This is a genomic window from Halopseudomonas laoshanensis, assembly GCF_008365385.1.
Lineage (GTDB): Bacteria > Pseudomonadota > Gammaproteobacteria > Pseudomonadales > Pseudomonadaceae > Halopseudomonas > Halopseudomonas laoshanensis.
Genome location: NZ_QOVF01000004.1, coordinates 213,849 through 238,909, shown reverse-complemented (window position 1 = coordinate 238,909; position 25,061 = coordinate 213,849). Strand labels below are relative to the sequence as shown.

Here is a 25,061-nt window from a genome sequence, read left to right as displayed (position 1 = left end):
ATGAAAAGTATCGAAGAATTAAAACAGCTGGTTTTTAATGGGATGCTGCTGGAAGACAGCTTCGAGCGTCTAGAAAAAGATGGCATCTCAGTAAAGAGTGGGCACCATGTTATACCAGTGGAGAGAATTGATGAGTCTGATTTTAGCCCGACAATAATCCATCGAGCGAATAAAATGGCATCTGTCTACATAGTTTTCTTTTGTATTGAAAACTCAGTTAGGGAGCTAATTACAGATCGTCTGGCTGAAAGAAAAGGGGTGGATTGGTGGGATACGAGCGTCCCAAAAAAGATAAAAGATTCCGTTCAATCTCTTAAAGAAAAAGAAGAGATTAATCGGTATCACGCGCAACGTTCAAGCTCGTTAATTGGTTACACGATGCTCGGCAACCTAGCTCAAATTATTATTAATAATTGGGACGACTTTTCTGATCTCTTTCCTTCTCAGGCATGGATCAATGCTCGGTTTACAGACTTAGAAATGTCTAGGAATATAATCATGCATACGGGAATATTGCCGGACATCGAAATTGAAAGAATTGAAAGCATATGCCGTGACTGGATACGGCAAGTAGGTTAAATCTAACAATCGCGTCAATCAGGACGCTCGCAAGCTCGCGCCTATTACGCGGGCGTTAGACATCTTCGGGGAGGCTCAGCGTGCCAATCAACATATTCGTGAGTTCGACGTTCGCTGATTTCAAACAACACCGGAGGTAATTGGGGTCAGATGAAAATTAACTGTGAATGTATTTAGACCCTGGCTTGATTTTTCGACATTCGGTAAAAACGCTCATCTGGCCGCGGTCTTCCTAATGCGCGACGAACCAAAAAGAAAGCCCTACCGGGCCTTCTTATTGAGCATGATCGAGCATCTTAGAACTTGAACAGCACCCCGACGGAATAAAGGTCAACATCACTTTCAATATCGTACCACTCCCACTCACCGACAATACCGAACTGGTTAGTGAGCATGTATTGAGCACCGATCCCGTACAGTAGGTCGGTGCCATCGTCGCTAATACCAGAAGCAGCACCGCCACCTTCAACATCCCACATGATGGCGCCGAACTTGCCGAAGACGCCGAACTGCTCGTTCACAGGCCAGGTGCCTTTTGCCGCGAGAGTCCAGCCGTCCACTTCGGCGCTGACTGAAGTGCCGCCTACCGTTCCGCTGATCTCACCGAAATCCACAAAACCTGCTTCAAAGGCGAGATTAGGATTGAGCTCCCAACCACCGAAGACCTTCCAGCTGGTGTCTTCATCGTCGCAATTGCTGACACCGTCGCACGCATCGATGGTCGCCTGCCCGATGCTCGCTCCAGCATAGAAGTCATTATCTGCGAGGGCATCGGCTGTCATACCCAACGTCAACAAAATTGCGCCAAAAAGCTTGGTTTTATTCATTATCTGCTCCCTGTATTAACGCTGCACAACTCATTAGGATCACTGTTTTTATAACTGCCGTTTCAGTATCCTGTGATTCAGCATATAAGTATAGATGTCAACGCTGGCTAAGACTGCAGCAATCAGGGTTAGATAAAATTGCAAGGAGCAACCTGATGGATAACCTGGCACTACAGTGTCGTTGTGGTCAGATAAAAGGCCGCGCTATCAAAGTGAATCCAGCGGACGGTACCCGCGTTATCTGTTATTGCAAAGACTGCCAGGCCTTTGCCCACGCCCTCAAGGCGGGTGCTGAGGTACTGGACGAGCAAGGCGGTACCGACATCTACCAATTGCCGCCTGCGCGCCTGCAGATTCAACAGGGTCTGGAACAGATTCGCTGCCTGCGGTTGAGCGAAAAAGGCCTTTATCGTTGGTATGCCGGCTGCTGTAACACTCCCATCGGCAATAGCCTGGCGCCTCGGGTGCCGATGATTGGGTTAATCCACAGCTTTATCGTCGATCCTGAACGCGAAGCCAAGCTTGGTCCGGTGCGCGCTTGTGTCAATCTGCGTGGGGCGACCGGCCAGATCCCCAAGAGCCAGCTCGATGCGGCGCCCGCACGCGGCTATGTCGGTAAGCTCATGCTGAAAATCCTCGTCTGGAAACTCAGCGGTCAAGGGCGACCAAACCCATTGTTCAGCACCAAGGGTCAACCGCTGGCTAGCCCGCATATTTTAAGTCCGGGCGAGAAGTTATAAGGCCTCAGGTGTTACTGGGAGTCAGATGAACATGTCTACCGACATTATTTTCATCTGATCGTAATTACTGCGACTCAAATTAAATCGAAAGGCGAGCTCTATGAAGGTTTTTCTAATACTAGGTGCTATTGCTGTTATTTTTCTTGTGCTGACCATATTAAAGAGACAACCCAAAAAGGGTAAAAAGTACCCGCTCGGCCGCATCAGTCAAGCTGCGGTCAGTAGAAATCAGACCAGATTTCAGGCCACCAAGGTTGTTCCGGGAAATGACGCCTGCCTGGCAGCGCAGGACTTACAAGGCATGTTGTTTCTTAAAAACGAAGGCAATGCACCCACTTTACCCCTGGCAGAATGTACCCAAGTGTCGAGCTGTCACTGCAAATATGACCATCGAGATGACCGGCGCAGTGACGAGGATGATCGACGCACCTTGAGTCCATTACGAAGCACGCTTTATCTGAATACTGAAGCAGACGAAAAGCGAAGCCGTAAGCGTGGACGCAGGGCCGATGAGCGCTAAAACTCAGCCAGCACAAATTTTCACATGCGATGGTCGCCAGCATTGCAGCCAGATGCGCTCCAGAGCGGAAGCCGAGTACTTTGTAAGGCACTGCCCCAACACCAAAATGGATGGTGACCATGACGGCGTACCTTGCGAGAACGACTCAAGGTTCTAGCGCTTGGCCGCAAGTCCACTGCGGCTATAGACGATATTATTTTCCTGCGCCCTGTCGAAATCGGGGCTCACTGCTCGACTAACAGATGACATACAAAAACGTCATCAACAAAGGTTAGGAGTGCAACCATGTCCCGTATGATTTTTATCAATTTTCCCGTCAACGATCTTGCCGCTTCGATGGCTTTTTACACATCCATCGGCTTTGAAAACAACCCGCATTTTACCGACGAGACGGCCGCCTGCATGGTCTGGAGCGAGGCGATACACGTCATGCTGCTGACGCATGACAAGTGGCGCACCTTTACCAGCCGACCCATCCCGCCTTCCACATCTGGCGAAGTGATGATCGCTTTGACCTTTGACAGCCGCGAGGCGGTGGATGGCATAACGGAAACCGCTGCCGCCAACGGGGGTACAGCTGATATCAATCCCGTTCAGGATCACGGTTTCATGTATAGCCGTACCATCGCTGATCCTGACGGCCACGTGTGGGAGCCCTTCTGGATGGACCCGGCGGCGATACCTCAGTAAAGAGCAGTGATTGACCGCCCCAACCGATAAAGGCATCGTGATGACGACACCGAATCGTTAGGGGCCGTCATCATGTTGAGCATTGAACCTGCTACGGAAGCGGACCTCCCGGCCGTGCTGGATCTTTATGTTGAATCAGGTCTTGATGGCGATACACATTTGCCGCTGGAACAAGCCCAGGCCATTTTCGCTCGCATGCGCACGTATCCGCATTACGAGATCTATGTGGTTAGAGCAGAGAACAGGATCGTAGGAACCTTTGCCTTACTGATCATGGACAACCTGGGCCACCTTGGCGCTCCGTCGGCGGTGGTCGAAGATGTGGCCGTGCATGCGTCAATGCAGGGGCAAGGTATCGGCAAAGCCATGATGGAATTTGCCCAGCGGCAATGTCAGAAGCATGGCTGCTACAAGCTGGCGCTTTCTTCCAACCTCCAGCGCCACGATGCACATGCGTTTTACCTGTCATTGGGATTTGAGCAGCATGGGTACAGTTTTGTGATTGATCCTGAATCCTGATGAATGGGGTCAGGATCAGATGATACCGCCTCGACGCAATACCAAGTTTTGCTATGACTAGAGTGCCACCTTCTGCCGCTAGTGCTATATTTTGTAGCCAAGGAAGCCAGCAATCTCAACAGGACACGCTGACGGCAACGGCCTTGGGCAACATGCAAGCTCGATGTCAGATGCGCTTGGTATAGGCAAAAAATAAAGTGCAGTCTCCCTCCTCTCCTCCAGTTACAGACCATCCGCGCAGCTCGCCCTGCCCGGTGCTTTGCCCATGATTGCTCACACGCCCACCATCTTCGCCTCGGTGGCCTGGGTGGCAATGATCATGGCATTTTGTCTGCTGGTGGTCGGCCGCTTCAACCAGCGCGATGGCATGCTGACGGTGGGGGCCGGGTTGCTGGCACACGCACTGGCCTATGTCTGCTTCACACTGTTCGGCCACGCCTCTCTGTGGCTTACCTATGCCGTGCCCAACGCGCTACTGTCGGTCGCAGTGGCCTTCTACACAGCGAGTATCTTCCGTATTGCCGAGCACCGCGTGCCCTGGCTCTGGCTGTTCAGCCTGCCGCTCTGCCAGATAGTCCTGCTTACTCTGCTGCTCAATACGCTGGAGCCGCGCACCCTGGTGGCCTCCGTGATACTCATGATCCAGTGCGCGTTCATCATCCGCTGGGCATCACACTTCGCCCAGCCGGGCGGACGCGCTCATATTCTGCTGATTGTCGGCGCGGGAATCAGTCTGATAGGCATCCTCATCCGCGTGGTGACCATTGTTGGGGGCAGCGCACCGGAAATGCGCTATGACGTCAGTAACCTCAGGCAATCCATATCCATCAGCATCGGCACGGTGACAGTGATGATGCTGTCGCTGGGCTTGGTGCTGATGTCCAAGGAGCGCAGTGAGGCGGCCCTCAAGTATCTTGCCCTGCGCGATGCCCTCACCGGCATACCCAATCGGCGAGCCATTCTGGAGGAGCTTGAGCGTGAAGTAGAGCGTGCACGGCGGACTGAAACAAAGCTGGCCATCGCCATTATCGACCTGGACCACTTCAAGACCATCAACGACCAGCATGGACACCTGGCTGGCGACGAGGTGTTGCGGCACTGCGTGGAACAGTTGAAAAAAAGACTGCGGCAGACCGACAGTCTGGGTCGCTACGGCGGAGAAGAGTTCCTGCTGATGATGCCCGGCGCCACCGTGGAGGGTGCCATGACAGCGGTAGAAGATCTGCGCCAGGCCATTTCAGACAATCCCACGCCGTTTGGCGAGCAATGCATTCACCAGAGCTTCAGCGCTGGCGTCTGGGTCGGTGTGCCAAGCGCCACAGATGATGGCAACAGCCTGATCGCTCAGGCAGATGCCGCGCTGTATGAATGCAAAGCGACAGGAAGAAATACAGTGCGAATGGCTGGTGGCAAGCTGGTTGGCGCAAGCACTAAAGCGGCTTTCACTACATAACCTGACAGAGTTGACTACCAATTACCCTCGGCAGTTGCTTGCAGGTTGATGACCTATTCATCGTCCTCGTCGCTGAACGCAGACCGGTGAAACTCGATAGCCTGCTCCGCCTCCCTCATGCCGGGCTCCGACAGTTGCGGAACCTCACCGCCGGCAAGGACTTCAAGAACGGCGTGAACGCCCAGGGACAATGACTTCAGGTTGTAACCACCCTCGAGCACCAGGGCTAACCTCCCATCGCAGTGCTTGTCGGCAATGTCCTGAACGATTCTGGTGATGACCCTGAACCCGTCATAGGTCAGATTCAAGGCCATGTCGTTGCGGTGGGGATCAAACCCTGCGGAAACCAGTATCAGGTCGGGCTTGAAGTAGTCCGCAGCCGGTACCAGGATCTCGCGATAAATTTTCTCGAAGGCAATATCTCCGGCAGTTTCTGGAAGCGGCACATTTATCGTGTAGCCCTTACCGAGCCCGGCCCCCACATCGGTGATGTGGCCAGAGCCGGGATAAAACGGCGCCGCACAATGAGTATCGAAGAACAGAACATCGGGGTCTGCCCAGAAAATCTCCTGGGTGCCGTTGCCATGATGTGCGTCCCAATCAATTATCAGAATCCGCTCGCAGCCCAGCTTGGCCTGAGCGTGTGCGGCGGCAACAGCAACGTTGTTGAGCAGACAGAAGCCCTGCGCCCGCACCGGCTCGGCATGGTGCCCAGGTGGACGCACGAGAGCGAAGGCGCTCTGCGAGTCGCCATTGACGACGCTTTCCACCGCCGCGATGGCGTTTCCTGCCGCCAGGGTGGCCGCCTTGATACTGTCGGGCGATACGGCGGTGGTATCTTCATCCAGCCAGGCCCGTTGACCGGACAGGGAGAACAAGTGTTCCAGGTAGGACGTCGTGTGTACGCGCGCCAACTGCTCGTGGGTAGCACCCAAGCCTGACTTGAAGCTGACCCCGGGTATCGGATTTTGCTCCAGATACTCCTTGATTGCCTTCAGCCGTCCCGGATGCTCCGGATAGCTCCATTTAAAATTCAGCCCCTGGAGGATTGTCCTGACCCGTTTTTCTACCCGGCTGGGCAAGAAGGGCAGATCTACCTCGGGGTTGTGTCCGAGCATTCCTTGATCGAAAAATACACTTACGCTGCGATCGCCTATCACACCATCTCCTTTCAAGCTGACAAAAATCAGGACCAGGCTTACTGGTCGATTTCTACCAGCAGTCTAGTCGCTTTAGCAAATAAGCAGAAAGGCGGCAGGACTGGATTGCTTAGCGAAAACCGCAATCAGATAAGCGTCTCTCCCCAGCCCGCCGCGCATACGTGTTATAAAAAACACTGATAGCAGTATATTTAGGTTATAAGCTGATAACCCATTGGTATTTCTCTGAATAGTCCGATTTAAATAGCATGAGCCTACCCAATACCCGCCCGGACGGCGCTCTGATGAAAATTCGTGACCTCGATTTATCCGATAATCCCTTAAACCAGGAACACGAGGCGCTCGGCATCCCTCCGATAGAGCAAATCCCATTACATCCTGTTATTCGCACTGCCATCTGGTTCGCAATACTGACACTCATTGGGCTTGTCGCTCTTGGAGCGGCGCAGGTATTTGGTAGCAGCTGGGATGAAGGTATCTCTACCATTAAAAATACCCTGAACGACCCCATGTTCTGGAATGCATTGCTGGTGGGTTTACTCGCACAGGCTGTTGATGGAGCACTCGGCATGGCTTATGGACTAACCTCCACCAGCTTTCTGCTGGCGACCGGCGCATCGCCAGCGCTGGCCACTGCATCAGTACACATGGCCGAAGTCTTTACTACCGGCGTCTCGGGTGTATCTCACGCTAAATTTGGCAACGTCGATAAAAAGTTATTTGTCCGCTTGTTGATCCCCGGCATTGTCGGCGGCCTGCTCGGTGCAGTGCTTGTCACTCAAATTGATGGCGACACCTTGAAGCCCTTCATCAACGCATATCTGTTGTTGATGGGTGTTTATGTTTTGAGCAAAGCCTTCCGCAAACACATAGCCTCGCGGAAAGGCGAACCCAAACACGTTGCCAAACTTGCGCTGCTGGGTGGTTTTGTAGATACCTCTGGCGGTGGCGGTTGGGGCCCGGTCGTTACCACGACATTAGTCGGTACCGGTCACGACCCACGCACAACTATCGGATCGGTAAACTTCGCTGAATTTTTCTTGACGCTCATCAGCGCTGCATCGCTCTATATTTTGGTCGATGAAACCATCTGGCATGTGGTGGCGGGTTTGATTGTGGGAGGTTTATTCGCCGCGCCTTTTGCGGCTTACGCGTGCAAAAAATTCTCGACCAGAAGCTTGTTGATATTGGTTGGGTTGTTGATTAGCGTGATATCAGTATTCAATTTGTATAAAGCAATGTTCATGTAAATCGTGTCTCGCTGAGTTGCAATCGCTCGCACGCGTCGCTGCAGGTCCAGACCTTCTGCCTCTTCGGCGTTTGCCGCCAGATCACCTTCAGATCCTCAAGCTCGCCGCCGCCATTCTCGTCCAATACCAGCCGGGCCAGGGCGACCGCTGCACCAGAACCACCGTCTCCAGCCTCGGCATAGATGAGATAGACCTGCTGGTTATCTTCAAATCGTGGGTGCAACAGCACATCACCCAATCCACCCTGCCCGGCATGAACGACCTCGGGTACGCCGCCGATGCTCCCGGTTTCACCTGTCTCCAGGTCATGCAGACGCAGGTTACCCGCGGGTAATTGGGGTCAGTTCAGATTTACTTATCCTGCCTACTCATGCCCCTCCTTTCCGAAAACACGGCCGGCCAATGTCACGACACCGAGGATCACCGCGCCCGCCAGTATGCCGAACAGCGCATCGAGGAGCGTTGGCACCAACCCGCCTAACACCGAGCCAATATAAGGCAGCGCCAGGGTAAACTCGGCACTGGTTAGAATTGCATGATGCACAGCACCGAAGCCGTGGGTAAGAATGCCGCCACCGACCATGAACATCGCTGCCGTGCCGACAACTGACAGGGTTTTCATCAACCAGGGCGCGATAAAGAGTATGGCGTTGCCAATACTCTTTACCAGGGCACCGGTCTTCTGGCTCAACAGCAGACCGAGATCGTCCAGCTTGACGATGCCGGCAACCAGTCCGTACACGCCAATGGTCATGATCAATGCGATGCCTGACAGTACCAGAACCTGCTGCAGGAATGGCGCGTCGGCCACTGTGCCGAGCGTGATCGCGATGATTTCTGCTGACAGGATGAAGTCGGTTCTTACCGCCCCGCTGATTTTTTTCTTCTCGAAAGCCACCATATCCACGTGCGGATCAGCCAGCGCCCGGACCGTTTCGGCATGCTTCTCCGTATCATCATGCAGAAACCGGTGTGCCAGTTTCTCGAAGCCTTCGTAGCAAAGGAACGCGCCGCCCAGCATCAATAATGGCGTTACCGCCCAGGGAATGAATGCACTGATCAAAAGTGCCGCGGGCACAAGGATCAACTTGTTGCGCAAGGAGCCTTTGAACACGGCCATCACCACCGGCAACTCTCGGACCGGCTTAACACCGGTGACTTGCTGCGCGTTAAGCGCAAGGTCATCACCCAGCACGCCGGCTGTTTTCTTGGCGGCGATTTTGGTCATGATAGAGACGTCGTCGAGAATGGTGGCAATATCATCGATTAGCGCAAGCAGACTGGAAGCCACGAGGTGAATCTCCTGTTCGTTGGAACCTGAGTAGAGGCCTGACCAGCGCCCGCAGTGTCAAAAGGATCAAGTATACTCCGACCCAGAAGCAGCCGAGCCAGCAATAGGCTGGCTCGGCTGCAGACCTACTTCTGCGGGGTCAACTTCAGCAGCGTGCCGTTACCTCCACGCTTGCCATCTTCCAACAGCCAGATCGCACCGTCCGGACCTTGCTCAACCTCGCGCACGCGTTGCTGCAGGTCAAAGCGTTCTGCCTCCTGGGCGCTTTCACCATCGAACTCAACACGTACCAAAGATTGGGACGAGAGGCCGCCAATAAAGCCGCTGCCTTGCCACTCAGGGAAAAGCTCGCCGTCATAGATGATGAAGCCAGCCGGTGAGATCACCGGCGTCCAGGTGATGACGGGTGCATTGAATTCTGGGCGGGTGTCGTGATCCGGAATGGGCCTGCCGTCATAGTGCTCGCCGTTGGATACCACTGGGTAACCGTAGTTGGCACCTTTTTCGATCAGATTCAGTTCATCGCCACCTTTCGGTCCCATTTCATGGGCCCACAATCTGCCGTCAGCATCGAAAGCCATTCCAAGAATATTACGGTGCCCCAACGACCAGACCTGAGCCGCGACTTCGCCCTGATCGGTGAATGGATTATCGTCAGGGACGCTGCCATCCTCGTTCAACCTGACCATCTTGCCCAAATTGCCAGTCATGTCCTGCGCCGGATCGAACTCCTGCCGCTCGCTGGAGCTGATCCACAGCATTCCCTCATCATCAAACGCAAGGCGGTGGCCGAAATGGCCATCGCCAGACATCTTCGGCGTTTGCCGCCAGATCACCTTCAGATCCTCAAGCTCGCCGCCGCCATTCTCGTCCAATGCCAGCCGGGCCAGGGCGACCGCTGCACCAGAACCACCGTCTCCAGCCTCGACATAGCTGAGATAGATCTGCTGGTTATCTTCAAATTGCGGATGCAACAGCACATCACCCAGTCCACCCTGCCCGGCATGAACCACCTCGGGTACGCCGCCGATGCTCCCGGTGTCACCTGTCTCCAGGTCATGCAGACGCAGGTTACCCGCCATCTCTGTTACCAGGAGTCGGCCATCTGGCAGGAATGTCATGGCCCAGGGTGACTCGAACCGTGTGATCTCGGCTAACGAAAAAGGAGTACCGGAGTCGGTTGATTCCGCCTCGCCCTGCTCAGATGCTGCCATCGCTTGCGCAGAGTCTGTATCGACAGCGGCAGAAGACGACTCTGCCGGGGCCGCTTGGGCTTCAGTGGTCGGCGCGGGAGGTTCGACCGGGTTACCTGGATCCGATGAGTTATCGCAGGCCGTCAACAGCCCGAGGGTTGCGAGAAAGATCAGGGAATGTCTGAAAGGAACCATGAATACTCCTGAAGGGTTGGGGAATCTAATCCATCATACTTCCAGTCGTGAGGTGACTGTTCCGTCTGTTAGCTAATTGTTACGCTTTATCCCCGATAGCCTGGCGATTTTCAGCACTCCTGATCGCCAGAGCTCTATCCGCATCCTCGCGCAGCTTGATGGCGATATCTACAGACAGGTTCAACCGTCGCAGAATCAGGGGTTTCAGATCGTAATCAAGTGAATCGGCAGCTGAGTTCTCAATAGGCCAGGCTTTATAAACAGGTGCATCCGGCAGCGCATGTGAATGGGGCGCGGTCAGGGCTGCGTCGATTTTCTGAGCGGCGATGTGCATCGGCTCGCTTATATCGTCGTGCTCCAAATGCCCGCGACGAATGAGCAGGCTTTTTACCGCAGTCAGTTGCGCAAGCAGCTGATGGCCCCTGGCAAGCAGCTGTTCGAGTGATTCCAGCGCCGGGCGCACGGCCCTTGGCTCTGACAATGATCGGCGTGTGGCCTGAACCAGTGCCGACAGACTGTCGAAGGCTTCCTTGCGCGCGAGCCGCCATTCCAGCTCAAATTCATCATCGATCGCCTGCAACTGGCTCCGACTCAGGGCGATCTTGGCGTGTCGGGCCTGCGCCAGCACAGCCCGATTGACCAGTGCCACTATCTGCCCGCGCTCCCAGGAGGGCAGCACATAGCTGAACGCCCATGCTATGCCCGCGCCTATCAGGGTATCGCCCAGCCGCTCGAACACATGAAACTCCAAGCTGGTGCCAGCGCTGAGCAAATGCGCAAGGGTCAGGCTCAGCACCGTGGCGGACACAGAGGTAATCAGATAGCGCTTGATGGCGAAGGAATGCGATATCGCCTGGGCCACGGGCACTATGATCATCAGCAACAGCAGCGGCGGATTCATGACCAACAGGCCGGCGGCCAGAATACAGCCGAGCACGGTGCCGGCTACCCGGGCGTCGCGGCGCTCCAGTGTTTGCGACAGGCTGCCGCGCAACACCACGACAATAGTCAGCAGAATCCAGTAGCCATGGGTTGCCCACGGCAAGGCCAGGGACAGGCAATAGCCGGTCCCGACCGCCAGCGCGGCACGCAAGGCATGGCGCAACGGTGGCGCATCCCAGCGCCACAGCAACAGGAACGGCCGCCAGGACCACGCGGTGGGGCTGACAAACAGCTTCCATGCCGTGCGTACCAGAGCCAGATCCGGCTCTGCTTCACCCCGCGCCAGGCGGTTCAGCTTGACGATCTCGTCATTGATGTTGCCGACGCGATGGATCAACCCACGCAACAGCATCCATACGGGCGGAAAATCGGTACCGGGCTGTGCGTTCCCGGCGACGTTCCAGTTCAGGTCCGCCAGTTCCGAACGCCGGTCGGTAAAGCTGGGCGGTATGCCACCTCGCAGCAGAGCGTCGCCCATGTTCTCCACCGCTTTCGCCAACTGGCCGATTATCTGGCCCAGTTGATCGAGCGTGGCCGCGCAATCCGGGTTGGCTGCAGCGGCATCCAGATCCAGCTCGCTGGCCAGCAGATGATCGCGTAGCTCCAGCAGGTTGATCAGCATCGCCGCCAGTTGTTGCCGGCGCGGCTGACGCGGCGACTCGAGCAGGATATTGCGCGCGGCCTGCAGCTCGTCCGCCAGTTCCGCCTGCTTTTGCATCAACTCGCCCGGTTGAGGAGCGGGATACTGACCGAGTGCGGCGCCGAACCGGCTACCCTGTATGCGCATCAGCGCACCCATCGACAGAAAGATCTCACCCAATACCTGTGCCCGATAGCGGTCATTCAGCAGCGTATTGGACGCGGTGGCATACAGCAGATAGGCCGTCGCACCCAGCGCAAAATACCCACAGGTGACCAGCAGGGACACGCCATGACTCTGGCTTGGCACCGCCATGGAAAAGATCATGGCGAACATGATCGAGATGACGATCGGCACGCCCTGCTTGCCCCATGCGCCAGCCAGAAAGGCCACGAAGGTCGCGGGTACCAGCAGTAAACCAAGATACAGCGGCTGGTCGTGCAATATCTGCACGCAGGCGAACAAGGGTAAACCGATCACCGCAGCGGGTAGCAGATGGAAAAACTTGTTGCGCCGCGGCGAAGCGCGGTCCGGCGGAATACAGACGATAGCCCCCACCGTGGCGACCGATGCAGCCAGTGGCCCGAACAGGAAAAACACCGAAGCCGCGATTATCAGCAGCCCAAGGCCGGCGGAAATGCCAGTGGTGACGTAGGAGCTAAGAAGGATACGAAGAAGGTTTTTGAAGCGTTTGCGCATTTCCAGCCCTGTGCGGGAGTGACCTGTATGACTGAGCTTAGTTGATCTGCAGCGGCCCGCTCCCCGATGACAAACCATACTTTGTCATCATCACGACGCTGGGTGTGCGGCTATAGCCCCAGATATTCCGCTATCAGGAACGCTTCACCCTTGCCTTCATGCTTACCGAAATAACTGACCGGCTCGCGGGCATCGTCCTCGATATAGCCAACCTCGCAATCAATACCGTATTGCTCAGCCAGGCCATTGAACAGGTCCACCGGAAAGTTGAGATGAATGTTCTTGGTCACCGGTTGGGTGATACCCAACTGCCAGTCTTCACAGTCCTCGCTCTCACACTCATTGATCAGCGTGACATTGTTGGCGGCGTTGGCATCAACATACGTCTGCAACGCTGCTTGCAGCTCCGGCAGGTTCTGCCGCAGTTTTTTCTCTCGTTTTTCTTCAAGACGGTCACAGGCGACCAGAAGGTATATAAGCATTTAAATTACCGGGGTGAGGGAATGGGAGCTGTGGTCCATATTCCCGGTAGTTTAACCTCTTTGTTCAGCAAGCATAAAATAGCCAGGGCGCCCCTGGTGGTCTTACCGAGGGGCGACCTTGGCCTGGTTAGATACCCTGCCCGCCGGAAACCTCGATTCGCTGCGCGTTAACCCAACGATTATTCTCGGATAACAGGCTGGCGATCATCGGGCCGATATCATCCGGCACCCCTACACGACCCAGTGCCGTCATATCCGCACAGGTTTGATTCATGTCCGGATTGTCGCGCACGGCACCGCCCATAAAATCGGTTTCGATGGCGCCCGGCGCGACCGTGTTCACGGTGATGCCGCGGCTACCCAGCTCTTTCGCCAGATATCTACTGAGCACCTCGACCGCGCCCTTCATTGCGGAATAGGCGCCGAAACCAGGCAGGGTGACGCGTGTCAGCCCTGATGAAAGGTTGATGATACGGCCGCCATCTTCAATCAACGGCAGCAATGCCTGGGTAAGGAAAAACACCCCTTTTACATGCACATTCATCAAGGCATCAAACTGAGCCTCAGTGGTGTCTGCTATCAGTGCGAACTCACCCTGCCCGGCGTTATTGACCAGATGATCCAGCCGGTCGCGCTGCCACACCTCACGCAACACGCCTTGCAACCGCTCAACAAAAGCGGGGAACGAGCTGACCGCGCCGGTATCCAGCTGCAACGCAACCGCCTTGCGGCCCAGCGCTTCAATTTCCGCCACCACCGCGTTCGCCTCTTCGTTGCGGCTGTGATAGGTGACGATCACATCGCCGCCCTGACGGGCAATGTTCAGTGCAGTATTGCGGCCAAGGCCACGGCTTGATCCGGTAACCAGTGTAACTTTAGACATATGCAGCTCCTGTAGTCGATGGGCACACTGAAATGCTGCGCCTCACGCGAAACTGCTGCGTTGCCGGATCTTATGCACGCTTTGCCTATTCCTACAAAATAGCCCAGGCCCATATTGCCGGACGACCCACCCACGCGCAGAATCAGGCCATGAATAATCTCCTAATCAATGCAGTTGATCGCTATGCAGCGGCACACGCTGAGGCCAGTGGTATGGCATTAACGCCGTTCGATGGCCTGAGCACTATGCGGCTGACTGCACCTAACGAACTGCAGCATTCGATCCAGAAGCCACTGGTTTGTCTGGTATTGCAGGGGGCAAAACAGGTCACCATTGGCAAGGAGCCGCTGGAGTTGAGGCCCGGCAATTCGATGCTGATCTCCGCAGATCTTCCGGCGGTCAGCCAGATCGTGTCCGCAAGCGAACAGGAGCCGTATCTGGCCATCGCACTGGAACTGGATCTGTCTGTGCTAACCGATCTGACCACCGCAATGGAAGGCGCCCCAGTACAAAACGGAGCGCTGGTGCAGACCAAACCGACGCAAAAAGAGCTGATCACCACCGCGCTGCGGATGATGGAGTTGCTCGACAAACCCGAATCCATACCCATTTTGCAGGCGCAGCTGGTGCGCGAAATGCACTACTGGCTACTGGTAGGCGAGCACGGCCCCGCGATCAGACGCCTGGGCTGGCCCGACGCGCATGTTCGTCGCGTGGCACGCGCGGTATCAGTGCTGCGTACCGATTATGCGAAATCGTTATCGGTCGAGCAGTTGGCCTCCTCCGCCGGCATGAGCCCCTCATCCTTCTTCAATCATTTTCGCAAGGTCACCACCCTCTCACCGCTGCAGTTCCAGAAGAAGCTGCGTCTGATCGAAGCACGCCGCCTGATGCTTACCGAGGGCTCTACCGCGAGCCATGCCGCCTTTACCGTGGGCTATGAAAGCGTGTCCCAATTTACCCGCGAGTACCGCAGAATGTTTGGCCTGCCCCCTGCCCAGGAAACCCAGGAGGTCAAACGCAAGGCCCACGCTGGCTAACCTGCAATACGATCACTTTCCTTTACCAACCCGCACGCACTGCGACGGTCCTCGGCCTACTTCTCCTGTCGTTTTTCCGAGCTCTCCTGGTGAATTCCAGCGTATCCAGACTATGCTTGGATAGACGAAAATTACTGAGGAGCTCAGGTCATGCCCCATACCGGACAATGCCAATGCGGCGCCATTCGCTACCAACTGACCGGTACTCCACAAACCGTAGCGCTATGTCACTGCCGTGACTGCCAACGCAGCGCCGGCGCCCCCATGGTGACCTGGGCCATGTACCCCGAGGCCTCCCTTACCGTGACACAAGGGGAGCCGAAGACCATCAACTCATCCGGCACCGCCATGCGCAGCTTCTGCCCCGACTGCGGCAGCGGGCTGTTCTATCGCAATGAAGAGATCCTGCCGGGTATCGTTGATGTGCAGACGGCGACATTGGACGACCCAGAAGCCTTGCCTCCCGAGATAAATATACAGACGGCTGAGCAAATGAACTGGATGCAGCATATGAATGAGCTGCCGGATTTTGAGCGGTTTCCGGAATAGGAAGGCGTCGATAATCCGGGCGGCAAGCCTACCTGGCGTCCAACACAGGACTTTATAACGAGCTCTTTTTGTGGGCTCTGTGGAATTACTGCTCAGTTCCGTGGTCATCAGAAATACCAGCGCAGTAAAACAGCGCCGCCCCGGCTAACGCTCCAGTAAGACGTCACGCCGATAGCGGCGAGCCTTATTGCAGGGGTTCGCGCGATGACCGAGCAACCATCCAGATTACCCAGCTTTGATGAACTGAAAATCATGGCGCTGGAACAACCGCAGGCGCTGGAAAATCTGCGCACGCTGCTGATCGCCGAGTTGATCGCGAGCGCTCCGGAATGTCGACGCCGCAGGCTGGAAGGTCTGGCATTCGTAATCGAAGCAGAGCGGCGCAAGGCGCACAATCCAATGCAAGCCTGCATCAAAATTTCTCGCATGATGCTGGATTCGCTGGTCGAGCTGAATGCGAGCCTGGATCTGCGTAGACCTTCCCCCACAGAACAGCCCCCAACCGCGACGGTTATACCGTTCGGCAAACACCGCCGTTCGCTGCAATGACGCCTATGCGTTCTTTTTTCGGTTCTATCCTGGGGATGTAGACCGCTTGAATTGGGGAATGGATTCCGCTCGAAAAGGAGAGCACTCTGAGGGTCGTGCTACGCTTTCCCTAACCCTCCGAGAGTGCAAGCGACCATGTTTATCAGCGTGCTGGATCTGTTCAAAATAGGTATCGGGCCATCGAGTTCCCATACGGTCGGGCCTATGGTTGCCGCCCATGAGTTTATCGGTCTTATAAAAGCGCATGCGTTTGATGGAGAGAGCCTGCAGGGTGCCACCCTCCGCTGCACCCTCAAAGGGTCACTGGCCTATACCGGTAGGGGTCATTCAACCGACCGGGCTGTTGCCCTGGGCTTGCAGGGTTACCTACCGGCCGATCTTGTCGATACTGATGTACAGGCGCTGGTGACTCAACTCTGGCAGAGCCAGCAGATCGAGCTGGATCAGAATCGAGCACTCTTGTTCAGTCCCGCTCGGGACGTCATCTTTGACACAGGCAAACCGTTGCCGCAGCACAGCAACGGTATGGTATTCGAGGTGACAGGCCGTGATGGCAAGCCGCTGCTTTCGGAAACCTATTTCTCCATTGGTGGCGGCTTTATCAACACTCTAGCCGAAATTGACCAGTTGCAGGCTCCGCTGAAATTCGCAGCAGTCGATTCTTCAGCTTATCCCTTTGATTCAGCCAACACCTTGCTTGCGCTGGCTGACAAGCATCAGCTTTCCGTCGCTCGCATGAAGTTCATTAATGAGCTTGAGCATCTTGATGAAAGTGACCTCATTGCAGGGTTGGATAACATCTGGCGCGCCATGCGCACCTGTATCGAAGGTGGCTTGGCTACAGATGGCGTGCTGCCGGGTGGGCTGGATATTCCTCGGCGAGCGAAGGGGCTTTACGAGGGCATAAAGAGCAAACCGGAAACGGCGAACATTAATGACTGGCTGTGTGCGTATGCCATGGCCGTTAACGAGGAAAACGCTGCCGGCAATATGGTGGTGACAGCGCCTACCAATGGGGCGGCCGGCGTGATACCGGCGGTGCTGTATTACTTTGTGACCCACGAACAGGGGACGCAGCAACAGGTGAGGGACTTTCTGCTGACGGCCAGTGCGATTGGTGGCCTGATCAAGCAGCGCAGTTCGATCTCAGGCGCCGAAGTTGGCTGCCAGGGTGAGGTCGGTTCCGCAGCGGCCATGGCCGCCGCCGGCTTATGTGAAGTGCGTGGCGGCAATGCCCGGCAGGTAGAGAATGCCGCGGAGATTGCGTTGGAGCATCATCTAGGCATGACCTGCGATCCGGTAAAGGGGCTGGTGCAGGTGCCCTGTATTGAACGCAACGGCTTTGGCGCCATCAAGGCCTATGCGGCCGCCTCGTTGGCGCTGCGCGGTGACGGCAAGCACTTTATGCCGCTGGATAATTGCATCGAGGCGATGCGAAAAACCGGGCTGGAAATGTCCTACAAATACAAGGAAACATCCCTGGGCGGGCTTGCGGTCAGCATTACAGAATGCTGAGCCTGAGTGGTAGATAGGCGCCGCGTTATCTCGACAAGCCCCGTTAAAGGTGCTGCAATCGCTGCATGGCAAAAGACGATCCGCAGGTACCTTTAGACCTTCCGGCCTTCTCCCTCGAGGAAGGTGCTGAGGCCGTTGGCGGTTGGGCACAAGCCCATCTTTTCACCAGTGCAACACTGATTGAAGCCGCGCTGCTGGCAGGCATCCTGCTGCTTGCATTCCTCCTGCGCCGGCTGACCATACCGCGTGTGGACGCCATGTTGGCGCGCGAAGCCCTGTTGCCAGGCTTGCGTTACACCCTGCGCCGCCTGCTATTGATCGGCACCACCGGCGCGGCTGCACTGCTGACCTGGATTGCCCATGGCACAGCGACCAGGATTGGCCTTGAGGGTGAACTGCTACGGATCGCAGCGAATCTGCTGACTGCCTGGGTGGTCATACGCCTGCTTACCAGTTTGCTGCGCCAACCTGGGTGGGCGAAGTTGCTCGCTGCCATCGTCTGGTTTGTCGCTGCGCTGGCCATTCTCGGCTGGCTACAGGCCTTCCGTGACCTGCTCAATGCAATCGCTTTCAACATCGGCGATCTACGCCTGTCGCTGATGGGTTTCGTCAACGGCATTCTGGTGCTGACGATCTTTATCTGGATGTCCAGCCTGCTGGCCCGGCTGGTCGATAGCCGTCTGGTGTATCTGGAGGGCGTGACGCCAGCCGCCAGGGTGCTAATCGGCAAGGTATTGCGCATCATTCTTTATCTGGTCGCTGTGGTGGTCGCGCTGACCTTTGTTGGTGTCAATCTGACCGCCCTGGCAGTGTTTTCGGGCGCCCTGGGCATCGGTCTCGGCTTCGGTTTGCAGAAGGTCGTTTCCAACCTGTTCAGTGGCATCATTCTGCTGCTGGATCGTTCCTTGAAACCAGGCGACGTGATCGAAACGAGTGACGCCTACGGCTGGATCAAGCACATGGGCGCCCGTTATACGACAGTGGCGACGCGCGACGGCAAGGAATACCTGATTCCCAACGAAACACTGATTACCGAGCAGGTGATCAACTGGAGTTATTCTGACACCGCCGTACGTCTGAAAATCAAGGTTGGCATCTCCTACCGCTCGGATGTGCACAAGGCCATCGAATTGATGACCGAAGCCGCACTTACCCAGCCCCGGGTACTCAGCGACGAGATACATACGCCCCAAGCCCATCTGGTCGATTTCGGCGAATCCTCAGTGGATTTTGAACTGCGTGTCTGGGTCAGCGATCCTCAGCAAGGTTTGGTGAACGTGGCGAGCAAGATACGCCTGACCATTTGGGACCTGTTTCACCAGCACGATATCGAGTTTCCGTTCCCGCAGCGGGATCTGCATATCGTCTCGGCGGAGGGCCTGCCTGGCCCCAGGCGCGAGGCGGATGAACGCCCCAGGCCAGCAGATTGATGGCTTGCCCTGAGCTATAAATTTGCCGGCAGGTCTGATTCAAACAGTTCTCCGCCCTGCCCCCAACCGAATCAGCAAACAGCCCACCCCTGCCAAGGTCGCCAGCGCGACCACGCCCAGCCAGCCGACGTTGGCCAGCAAGAACGCGCCGAGCGCGGAGCCTGCGGCCATGCCGACAAACATCGTGGTAAAGAACACTGCGTTCAGACGCCCGCGGGCCTCGGGATCCAGGTCATAGATCAGCGTTTGATGTGCTATCAGGGTGGCCTGTACGCCCAGATCAAACCCGAGCGCGCTTAATGCAATCAGAATCAGCCGGCTCTGGGTATCCAGTAACGGCAGTAGAAACATCGAAGCGAAGGAGACGATGACGATAACCGCGCCGACCAAGGTGACCCGGTGTGGGCCAAAGCGGTCGGCCTGTTTACCGGCCAGCGGAGCGATCAGGGCGCCAGCAACACCGGCCAGGCCGAACAGTCCGGCGGTGGCGCTGCCGAGGCCGAAGTCGTCGTACAGCATGATGGCCAGCGTGGTCCAGAAGGCGCTGAAGGCCACCGCCAACAGACATTGGGCGAAGGCGGCATAACGCAGCGCCGGGTACTGGCGCCAGAGCAGCCCCATCGACAGCAACAGCTTTGCATAGCTGACACCGGTATTGGGTGTAAAGCGCGGCAGGACGCGCCACAGGCATAGCGTAATCAGCACTATGCTGACCGCAGCCAGCCCATACATCACGCGCCAACCCAGGTACTCGCCAACAAAACCACTGATCACCCGGGACAACAGAATCCCCACCAGCAGGCCGGTCATGACGCTGCCGACGGTTTTACCGCGCGTAGTTTCAGGGGCCAGTGCCGCCGAGGCCGGGACGATATCCTGGGCGAGGGTTGCGGCGGCGCCGATCAGCAGGCTGGTCAGCAGCAGCGTATTGACCGTTCCAGACAGGCTACAGAGCACCAGCGCCAGCGCCAGCAGCAAACCCTTGGCGAGAATGACGTTGCGCCGGTCAAAACGATCCCCCAGCGGAATCAGCAACAACAGGCCAAGGGCATAGCCAACCTGCGTCAGGGTCGCCACCAGTCCAATGGCCGCCACGCTGACGCGCAGCTCTGCGCCCATGCTGGGTAACATCGGGTGACTGTAGTAGATGGAGGCAACACTGAGGCCGGCACCGGCAGCCAGGGTGAATACGGTCTGGGGCGATAACGCCTGCTGCGTATTCGCGGACGGGATCGCATTCTGGGGGGCGGCCATGCAACGGCTCCATGACGAGGGCGGAAGGATCAACTCAAGCCAGATTGACCACAACCCGGCCCCTCATGTTCCCAGCAGGCTCTGGATAAAGCTAGCGCCCTCGCTTCACGAATGCCGCTCAGGCCGCACCAGGCCCATCTTCTCGATCTTGTAGCGCAACATGTCCCGCGTTATGCCCAGCATCCGCGCTGACTTGGTCACGTTCCAGTCGGTGCGTTCCAGCGCGCCCAGGACCTTGTCCTTTCCGCAGCTGCCGCCGGATACCTCTTCGCTGTTATCCGTTTGCCGGGTAAACCGGGTGTTTTCCAGATCACCTATCCGCCGGGCGTAAGTGGTCGCCAGGCTGGGGCAGACACTCAGTTGAGCGACGCTTACTATCTGGTCCGGCGCCAGTAGAGCAGCCTGTTCCAGCATGTTTTTCAGCTCCCGGACATTGCCCGGCCAACTGTAGCTGGCGATGAGATCTTCCGCATCGCGGGAGAACTGCAGGTTGGGCTTGCCGTAGCGTTTGCCATGCAGATCCAGAAAGTACCGCGCCAACAACAGCACGTCTGCGCCGCGGTCCCGCAGACTCGGGACCTTGAGCGAAATAATACGCAGGCGGAAAAACAGATCCTTGCGGAAACGACCCTGACGTACCATTTGTTCCAGATCACAGTTCGTAGCGCTGATGATGCGCACATCCACCTTGCGCTCCTTGGCCGAACCTACCCGGCGCACGGAACGGTCTTCCAGCAACTTGAGCAGCTTGGCTTGCATGGCCAGATCCAGCTCGCCTACTTCATCCAGAAACAGGGTGCCGCCATCGGCGGTTTCGACCAGACCCAAGCGGCGCTCCTTGGCATCGGTAAAAGCGCCTTTTTCATGACCGAAGAGTTCGGCTTCGAGCAACTGCGGCGGAATGGCGGCGCAATTGATTTCAACGAACGGGTTATCACGCCTGGCGCCTTCGAAGTGCAAGGCGCGCGCTACCAGCTCCTTTCCGGTACCGGTCTCCCCTTCTATCAGTACAACCGGCAAATCGGTATTTTTCATCAGACTTTCGGCAGCCAGGATTCTGGTGATGCGATCCTTCAACGCCAGCATCGCCGGCGATCCGCCAACCAGGGTTTCAAAGCCGGCGTTTTCAGCTTCGCGTTTCTGGTAAAACGACAGCTTTTGCTCCAGTTTCAGCGTACCGAAGGCCTTCTCCATCAGCACTTTCAACTCGGATAGCGCGATGGGTTTGGTCAGGTAATGGAAGGCGCCGGCCTGCATCGCCTCCACCGCATTTTCGATATTGCCGTAGCCCGTCATCATGATGGTTTTCAAGTTGGGCGCGCTGGCCTGCAATTTTCTGATCAGCTCGATGCCGCTCATGCCCGGCAAGGAGTTATCCGTCAGCACAATGTCAGGACGAGTGGTATTCAGCAATTCCAATGCCCTTTCGGCGGAATCGCAGATCACCGCTTCGTAGTCCCTTCGTTGAAGATAATTTTGGATGTTTTCTGCCAACAGGCGATCATCTTCTACTACCAGAATTGTCTTATCCATCGTCATGATCCTTGGGCCAGACTGAACCCCAAATTGATCGTGGTACCACGTTGCTCATAGCTGCTCAGACTTACCTTGCCGCCGAATCGCTCCATGATCCGTTTAACTGTAACCAGGCCCACTCCCAGGCCCCCCTGTTTCGTTGTAAAAAAGGGTTTGAAGGCCATCGTGCGCTGTTGATGGGACATGCCGTTGCCGGTATCGCTGATGGACAGCACCAGCTTGCCGGCGGCGGTGTCCGTATCCATCTTCAGCCGCAGCACCCCGCCGTGGGGCATGGCTTCAATGGCATTGGACAGCACGCTGTTCAGCACCTGCGACAGCAGTACGCGATGGGCCAGCACCAGAGGTTGTTCCTGCGGCGCGAAATCGACGTCGATGCGAAAGGTCTGCAGCTGCAACTGGCACGCGCTCAGGGCTTCTTCAATCGCGGGCACCAGTTCGACGGGCCTGACCCGGCTGGACATTGGGCGCGAGGTCTGCAGAAGCTCACGTACCCAGGCAGACATGCGGTCGACCTGGTTGATAATATCGTTGATGTTTTTCTTCGCCGGCTCCTGATCAAGTTCCAGCGCCAGCTCGGCACTGGAGCGGATGGTAGCCAGCGGGTTACGCAAACTGTGGGCTATAGCGGAAGACATTTCGCCCATCGCCACATAGGTTTCGTTCTCAACCAGTTTCTGCTGCTGATAGGCCAGCACCAGGGATGCTCTGCGCACAATCCAGAACAGCCCTAGATAAAGCGTCGCCGCGCCAATGATGGTCGTCGATGCGATCAGCCATATGCCGCGCTTGATCCTGGCGACCAGATCATTGGGCTCCTTGTAGATTTCGACGACTATTGCAACGTCGCCGTTCAGATCCAGCAGAGGAATATAGTTCTCAATGAAGAAGGTGCGCGGATGTCGGATAAACTGCTGTTCCTCGTGGTGATTTTCTGCAGACACATGAAAATAAGTGGAGCCCACCCGTCCTTTTGAGCTGAACGCTTCATCCAGGTTACCGTTGGCTGCGCTTTGATGACCTATGAGGTCAGGGTTGGTAGACCAGATAACACGGCGGTCGGTGGCGTAGATATTCGCCAGTAGAGCGTCGGGAAGATGGGTGATATGGTCGAGAAATTCGCCGCGCACGTCATGAACCACTTCGAGAGGCAGATCAGCATCTGCCAGACGCCGCAGGTCGACCAGATCGCCCATGGTCAGAGTCTCAGGCAGGACCGAATGCCTGATTTCTGCTTCAGCCACTGCCCTGACGAACTGCGCGCTAAGCATCAGGTCACGTTCAATACTCTCGTTTACGACGAAATGCGCAGACACGGCGCCCAGTACCAGAGCGACCGCAGAGATCAGGATCAGGCTCAGCCAGGAATACCAGCGCAATAGATTAAAAGGCCGGCTACCCGGTGTTATAACTGAGTCGGGCTCGATCTTGGATTCCGTCCAGTGCGATGTGACATTTATCATAGCCACTCCATCCTTGCCGACAGTACAGTTATAGCCCACGGCCAGCACAGATCAAGCGCCCTTCGTCAGTTGCCGCCAGATCAGCCGACCGGCGGCTCCCCCTAAACTGGCCCATTAACGGGGGAATACCCCCATTCCATGCCTCCCCTCTCCAACCTCCATTATTCACAGCCTGTCTATTACGCTGGTTACAGCCCGATAAAACGATCTGGTACAGAAGCTGCTTAGGGATGATGGCCTGGCTCAAAAAGCAAGCCAGGCCCACCCCACTTGCAGGAGGAATTACTCATGCGCAGCTCTGTTTCGAAAACATCAGCGCTGATAATCATCGGAGGGCTGTGCGCAGGCATCGCTCAAGCAGCGCTGTATACCGTGGACCCCGGACCCTATGTACCGGCGAATGCCAATTTCCCCGCCTGGTACCAGGACACTCATGGACGCGCGTTGGATTTGTGTCTGTCCCGAGCGCTCAGCTCACGCGCAGGTGGCGGCGCAGGCACCTACATGTGCGGGCTGGGACCCGAGCCCGGCGTGTTCGACGATACTCTGCCCTTTGCCTTCCCAGGCAACTTCCCCAGCGAAGCATTCTGGTTCATGGCCAATGCTGCCATTGAAGATGCCGCCACCGGCATTGCACTGGATTTTGGCGCAGCTCTGGAAGCCGCCTTCAGCGGGGATGGGCCAATTGACGGCGATCAGGTCGCCTTTTCACGCATTCGCATTCGCGTCGATTTGACTGTTCCAGGGGTTTATACGGTTACCCACCCCTACGGCGTAGATGTATTCGACATCACCGCCGAAGCCATAGCCGAAGATGGTGGTGACCGGGTGATCAACATGACCCGCGATATCGGCATTGCCAGCGATGGTCAGTTCATCGGTGCTTTGGCTGGCGACGTGGGCCCGTTCCTGCGCGGCATCAATGGTCCCTATACCGAAACCAATCCGGATACCGGTGAGGTGGATACCTATGTTGGCGACCCGAACATTGAGGAAGAAGTGACCGGCAGCCCGTTCGCCACCAACTACGTCCGTATCGAAGGGCCTAACGGCATTGATCTGCGCACCAACCTGTTTGCCATTACCGGCATGCTTTCGGATGTTGCCTTGCCGACACCGCTAAAAATCGACCGCGCCACCTATTCACGCCAGACCGGTGAAGACGGCGTTGTCGCTCGGCAGGATGTATTCGCTCTGGCTCCCCCGCCTCCCGGCACAGCCCAATTCAGCGATACCGGCGGTACCTCCCATGTGATGAGCGAGGAGAACACCACCGGAAACTGGTACGGGCAGTCCAGTGAGATCCCAACGGTGCTCGGCAGTATCAGCGTTACCGCCGACAACAGCCTGGCAATACCCAGCAGTTCCGCTACCACCGCGCAGGCGCAGATCGTCGATCAAGTGATCATCCATCGCGCTGAATACAGCCTGTCGACTGCGCAGCTGACTGTTGAAGCCGAATCCAGCGATAAAACCAGCCCACCGGTGCTGAGCGTGACCGGCAACAGCGGACCCATTGGGGATTTGAGCGGGACTGGCGCCATCAAGCAGTTGGTGACCGGCGTCACACCTATCCCGCCCGCCAGTATCAACGTGACCTCGTCCAATGGCGGCGTCGATGTTGAAGAAGTCACCATTCTCCCCTAGGAAAGCTAGCCGGCT

The 25,061-nt window shown here is 56.5% G+C and carries 25 protein-coding genes; 14 read left to right on the top strand and 11 right to left on the bottom strand.

Going from position 1 to position 25,061, the window contains the following annotated elements:
* On the top strand, window positions 1-579 hold the full coding sequence (locus DT594_RS14535; RefSeq protein ID WP_149333342.1) for a Swt1 family HEPN domain-containing protein: 579 nt from the start codon (window positions 1-3) through the stop codon (window positions 577-579).
* A gap of 296 nt (window positions 580-875) precedes the next feature.
* On the opposite strand, the gene DT594_RS14530 is transcribed toward DT594_RS14535, so the two are convergent.
* A complete protein-coding gene (locus DT594_RS14530) occupies window positions 876-1,406 on the bottom strand; it encodes an outer membrane beta-barrel protein (protein WP_149333341.1) in 531 nt (176 codons plus the stop codon).
* Window positions 1,407-1,561: 155 nt separating this feature from the next.
* Between DT594_RS14530 and DT594_RS14525 the strand changes: the two genes are divergently transcribed.
* The 6 genes from DT594_RS14525 (at window position 1,562) to DT594_RS14500 (ending at window position 5,328) form a co-directional block, all read left to right on the top strand.
* A complete protein-coding gene (locus DT594_RS14525; RefSeq protein ID WP_149333340.1) occupies window positions 1,562-2,146 on the top strand; it encodes a DUF6151 family protein in 585 nt (194 codons plus the stop codon).
* A gap of 100 nt (window positions 2,147-2,246) precedes the next feature.
* Window positions 2,247-2,666 (top strand): hypothetical protein, encoded by a 420-nt coding sequence (locus tag DT594_RS14520; protein ID WP_149333339.1) that lies wholly within the window; start codon window positions 2,247-2,249, stop codon window positions 2,664-2,666.
* A complete protein-coding gene (locus DT594_RS14515) occupies window positions 2,656-2,823 on the top strand; it encodes an excalibur calcium-binding domain-containing protein (RefSeq protein ID WP_149333338.1) in 168 nt (55 codons plus the stop codon). The genes DT594_RS14520 and DT594_RS14515 overlap by 11 nt, the downstream gene beginning before the upstream one ends.
* Before the next feature lie 128 nt (window positions 2,824-2,951).
* The gene (locus DT594_RS14510; protein WP_149333337.1) at window positions 2,952-3,356 is read left to right on the top strand and encodes a VOC family protein; all 405 of its coding nucleotides are present in this window, start codon (window positions 2,952-2,954) and stop codon (window positions 3,354-3,356) included.
* 72 nt (window positions 3,357-3,428) lie between these two features.
* Window positions 3,429-3,875 (top strand): GNAT family N-acetyltransferase, encoded by a 447-nt coding sequence (locus tag DT594_RS14505; protein ID WP_149333336.1) that lies wholly within the window; start codon window positions 3,429-3,431, stop codon window positions 3,873-3,875.
* Between the two features lie 265 nt (window positions 3,876-4,140).
* Entirely contained in the window at window positions 4,141-5,328 is a 1,188-nt protein-coding gene (locus DT594_RS14500) for a GGDEF domain-containing protein (RefSeq protein ID WP_149333335.1), read from the top strand.
* A gap of 53 nt (window positions 5,329-5,381) precedes the next feature.
* Here the strand turns inward: DT594_RS14500 and DT594_RS14495 are convergent, their stop codons facing one another.
* Window positions 5,382-6,488 (bottom strand): histone deacetylase family protein, encoded by a 1,107-nt coding sequence (locus DT594_RS14495; protein WP_178091532.1) that lies wholly within the window; start codon window positions 6,486-6,488, stop codon window positions 5,382-5,384.
* 284 nt (window positions 6,489-6,772) lie between these two features.
* Between DT594_RS14495 and DT594_RS14490 the strand changes: the two genes are divergently transcribed.
* Complete coding sequence (locus DT594_RS14490; RefSeq protein WP_149333334.1) at window positions 6,773-7,738, top strand: sulfite exporter TauE/SafE family protein; 966 nt, start codon at window positions 6,773-6,775, stop codon at window positions 7,736-7,738.
* Here the strand turns inward: DT594_RS14490 and DT594_RS14485 are convergent.
* The 6 genes from DT594_RS14485 to DT594_RS14460 form a co-directional block, all read right to left on the bottom strand.
* Window positions 7,731-8,057 carry a PQQ-dependent sugar dehydrogenase gene (locus DT594_RS14485; RefSeq protein ID WP_149333333.1) on the bottom strand — a complete coding sequence of 109 codons (327 nt, stop codon included), beginning with the start codon at window positions 8,055-8,057 and terminating at the stop codon, window positions 7,731-7,733. The genes DT594_RS14490 and DT594_RS14485 overlap by 8 nt on opposite strands.
* A 45-nt stretch (window positions 8,058-8,102) precedes the next feature.
* The gene (locus DT594_RS14480) at window positions 8,103-9,029 is read right to left on the bottom strand and encodes a DUF808 domain-containing protein (protein ID WP_149333332.1); all 927 of its coding nucleotides are present in this window, start codon (window positions 9,027-9,029) and stop codon (window positions 8,103-8,105) included.
* A gap of 125 nt (window positions 9,030-9,154) precedes the next feature.
* Complete coding sequence (locus DT594_RS14475; RefSeq protein ID WP_149333331.1) at window positions 9,155-10,417, bottom strand: PQQ-dependent sugar dehydrogenase; 1,263 nt, start codon at window positions 10,415-10,417, stop codon at window positions 9,155-9,157.
* A gap of 79 nt (window positions 10,418-10,496) precedes the next feature.
* Window positions 10,497-12,698 (bottom strand): FUSC family protein, encoded by a 2,202-nt coding sequence (locus DT594_RS14470; RefSeq protein WP_149333330.1) that lies wholly within the window; start codon window positions 12,696-12,698, stop codon window positions 10,497-10,499.
* A gap of 110 nt (window positions 12,699-12,808) precedes the next feature.
* Window positions 12,809-13,180: a hypothetical protein gene (locus DT594_RS14465; RefSeq protein ID WP_149333329.1), complete on the bottom strand. Its 372-nt coding sequence runs from the start codon at window positions 13,178-13,180 to the stop codon at window positions 12,809-12,811.
* A gap of 127 nt (window positions 13,181-13,307) precedes the next feature.
* A complete protein-coding gene (locus DT594_RS14460; protein ID WP_149333328.1) occupies window positions 13,308-14,063 on the bottom strand; it encodes an SDR family oxidoreductase in 756 nt (251 codons plus the stop codon).
* 149 nt (window positions 14,064-14,212) lie between these two features.
* On the opposite strand from DT594_RS14460, the gene DT594_RS14455 reads away from it, so the two are divergent.
* The 5 genes from DT594_RS14455 to DT594_RS14435 all read left to right on the top strand — a co-directional run bounded on the left by DT594_RS14455 (window position 14,213) and on the right by DT594_RS14435 (window position 19,146).
* A complete protein-coding gene (locus tag DT594_RS14455) occupies window positions 14,213-15,103 on the top strand; it encodes an AraC family transcriptional regulator (protein WP_149333327.1) in 891 nt (296 codons plus the stop codon).
* Window positions 15,104-15,253: 150 nt separating this feature from the next.
* Window positions 15,254-15,652 (top strand): GFA family protein, encoded by a 399-nt coding sequence (locus tag DT594_RS14450; protein WP_149333326.1) that lies wholly within the window; start codon window positions 15,254-15,256, stop codon window positions 15,650-15,652.
* Between the two features lie 204 nt (window positions 15,653-15,856).
* Window positions 15,857-16,201: a DUF3135 domain-containing protein gene (locus tag DT594_RS14445; protein WP_149333325.1), complete on the top strand. Its 345-nt coding sequence runs from the start codon at window positions 15,857-15,859 to the stop codon at window positions 16,199-16,201.
* A gap of 135 nt (window positions 16,202-16,336) precedes the next feature.
* Window positions 16,337-17,716: an L-serine ammonia-lyase gene (locus tag DT594_RS14440; protein ID WP_149333324.1), complete on the top strand. Its 1,380-nt coding sequence runs from the start codon at window positions 16,337-16,339 to the stop codon at window positions 17,714-17,716.
* A 65-nt stretch (window positions 17,717-17,781) separates the two neighbouring features.
* Window positions 17,782-19,146: a mechanosensitive ion channel family protein gene (locus tag DT594_RS14435; RefSeq protein ID WP_149333323.1), complete on the top strand. Its 1,365-nt coding sequence runs from the start codon at window positions 17,782-17,784 to the stop codon at window positions 19,144-19,146.
* A gap of 39 nt (window positions 19,147-19,185) precedes the next feature.
* On the opposite strand, the gene DT594_RS14430 is transcribed toward DT594_RS14435, so the two are convergent.
* The 3 genes from DT594_RS14430 to DT594_RS14420 all read right to left on the bottom strand — a co-directional run bounded on the left by DT594_RS14430 (window position 19,186) and on the right by DT594_RS14420 (window position 23,399).
* Entirely contained in the window at window positions 19,186-20,400 is a 1,215-nt protein-coding gene (locus DT594_RS14430) for an MFS transporter (RefSeq protein ID WP_149333322.1), read from the bottom strand.
* A 105-nt stretch (window positions 20,401-20,505) separates the two neighbouring features.
* Window positions 20,506-21,933, bottom strand: a complete 1,428-nt coding sequence (locus tag DT594_RS14425) for a sigma-54-dependent transcriptional regulator (RefSeq protein ID WP_149333321.1) — start codon at window positions 21,931-21,933, stop codon at window positions 20,506-20,508.
* Between the two features lie 2 nt (window positions 21,934-21,935).
* Window positions 21,936-23,399, bottom strand: a complete 1,464-nt coding sequence (locus DT594_RS14420; protein ID WP_149333320.1) for a sensor histidine kinase — start codon at window positions 23,397-23,399, stop codon at window positions 21,936-21,938.
* Between the two features lie 288 nt (window positions 23,400-23,687).
* On the opposite strand from DT594_RS14420, the gene DT594_RS14415 reads away from it, so the two are divergent.
* Window positions 23,688-25,046 carry a hypothetical protein gene (locus tag DT594_RS14415; protein ID WP_149333319.1) on the top strand — a complete coding sequence of 453 codons (1,359 nt, stop codon included), beginning with the start codon at window positions 23,688-23,690 and terminating at the stop codon, window positions 25,044-25,046.
* The last annotated feature ends 15 nt before the right edge of the window (window positions 25,047-25,061 follow it).

Excerpts from the sequence above, each read along its gene's own strand:
- DT594_RS14445 (WP_149333325.1), top strand. The coding sequence starts at position 15,857 with ATGACCGAGCAACCATCCAGATTACCCAGCTTTGATGAACTGAAAATC.
- DT594_RS14465 (WP_149333329.1), bottom strand. The coding sequence starts at position 13,180 with ATGCTTATATACCTTCTGGTCGCCTGTGACCGTCTTGAAGAAAAACGA.
- DT594_RS14520 (WP_149333339.1), top strand. The coding sequence starts at position 2,247 with ATGAAGGTTTTTCTAATACTAGGTGCTATTGCTGTTATTTTTCTTGTG.
- DT594_RS14470 (WP_149333330.1), bottom strand. The coding sequence starts at position 12,698 with ATGCGCAAACGCTTCAAAAACCTTCTTCGTATCCTTCTTAGCTCCTAC.
- DT594_RS14430 (WP_149333322.1), bottom strand. The coding sequence starts at position 20,400 with ATGGCCGCCCCCCAGAATGCGATCCCGTCCGCGAATACGCAGCAGGCG.
- DT594_RS14510 (WP_149333337.1), top strand. The coding sequence starts at position 2,952 with ATGTCCCGTATGATTTTTATCAATTTTCCCGTCAACGATCTTGCCGCT.
- DT594_RS14450 (WP_149333326.1), top strand. The coding sequence starts at position 15,254 with ATGCCCCATACCGGACAATGCCAATGCGGCGCCATTCGCTACCAACTG.
- DT594_RS14455 (WP_149333327.1), top strand. The coding sequence starts at position 14,213 with ATGAATAATCTCCTAATCAATGCAGTTGATCGCTATGCAGCGGCACAC.
- DT594_RS14435 (WP_149333323.1), top strand. The coding sequence starts at position 17,782 with ATGGCAAAAGACGATCCGCAGGTACCTTTAGACCTTCCGGCCTTCTCC.
- DT594_RS14490 (WP_149333334.1), top strand. The coding sequence starts at position 6,773 with ATGAAAATTCGTGACCTCGATTTATCCGATAATCCCTTAAACCAGGAA.
- DT594_RS14535 (WP_149333342.1), top strand. The coding sequence starts at position 1 with ATGAAAAGTATCGAAGAATTAAAACAGCTGGTTTTTAATGGGATGCTG.
- DT594_RS14440 (WP_149333324.1), top strand. The coding sequence starts at position 16,337 with ATGTTTATCAGCGTGCTGGATCTGTTCAAAATAGGTATCGGGCCATCG.
- DT594_RS14425 (WP_149333321.1), bottom strand. The coding sequence starts at position 21,933 with ATGGATAAGACAATTCTGGTAGTAGAAGATGATCGCCTGTTGGCAGAA.
- DT594_RS14525 (WP_149333340.1), top strand. The coding sequence starts at position 1,562 with ATGGATAACCTGGCACTACAGTGTCGTTGTGGTCAGATAAAAGGCCGC.
- DT594_RS14530 (WP_149333341.1), bottom strand. The coding sequence starts at position 1,406 with ATGAATAAAACCAAGCTTTTTGGCGCAATTTTGTTGACGTTGGGTATG.
- DT594_RS14515 (WP_149333338.1), top strand. The coding sequence starts at position 2,656 with ATGAGCGCTAAAACTCAGCCAGCACAAATTTTCACATGCGATGGTCGC.
- DT594_RS14500 (WP_149333335.1), top strand. The coding sequence starts at position 4,141 with ATGATTGCTCACACGCCCACCATCTTCGCCTCGGTGGCCTGGGTGGCA.
- DT594_RS14420 (WP_149333320.1), bottom strand. The coding sequence starts at position 23,399 with ATGATAAATGTCACATCGCACTGGACGGAATCCAAGATCGAGCCCGAC.
- DT594_RS14460 (WP_149333328.1), bottom strand. The coding sequence starts at position 14,063 with ATGTCTAAAGTTACACTGGTTACCGGATCAAGCCGTGGCCTTGGCCGC.
- DT594_RS14415 (WP_149333319.1), top strand. The coding sequence starts at position 23,688 with ATGCGCAGCTCTGTTTCGAAAACATCAGCGCTGATAATCATCGGAGGG.
- DT594_RS14505 (WP_149333336.1), top strand. The coding sequence starts at position 3,429 with ATGTTGAGCATTGAACCTGCTACGGAAGCGGACCTCCCGGCCGTGCTG.
- DT594_RS14475 (WP_149333331.1), bottom strand. The coding sequence starts at position 10,417 with ATGGTTCCTTTCAGACATTCCCTGATCTTTCTCGCAACCCTCGGGCTG.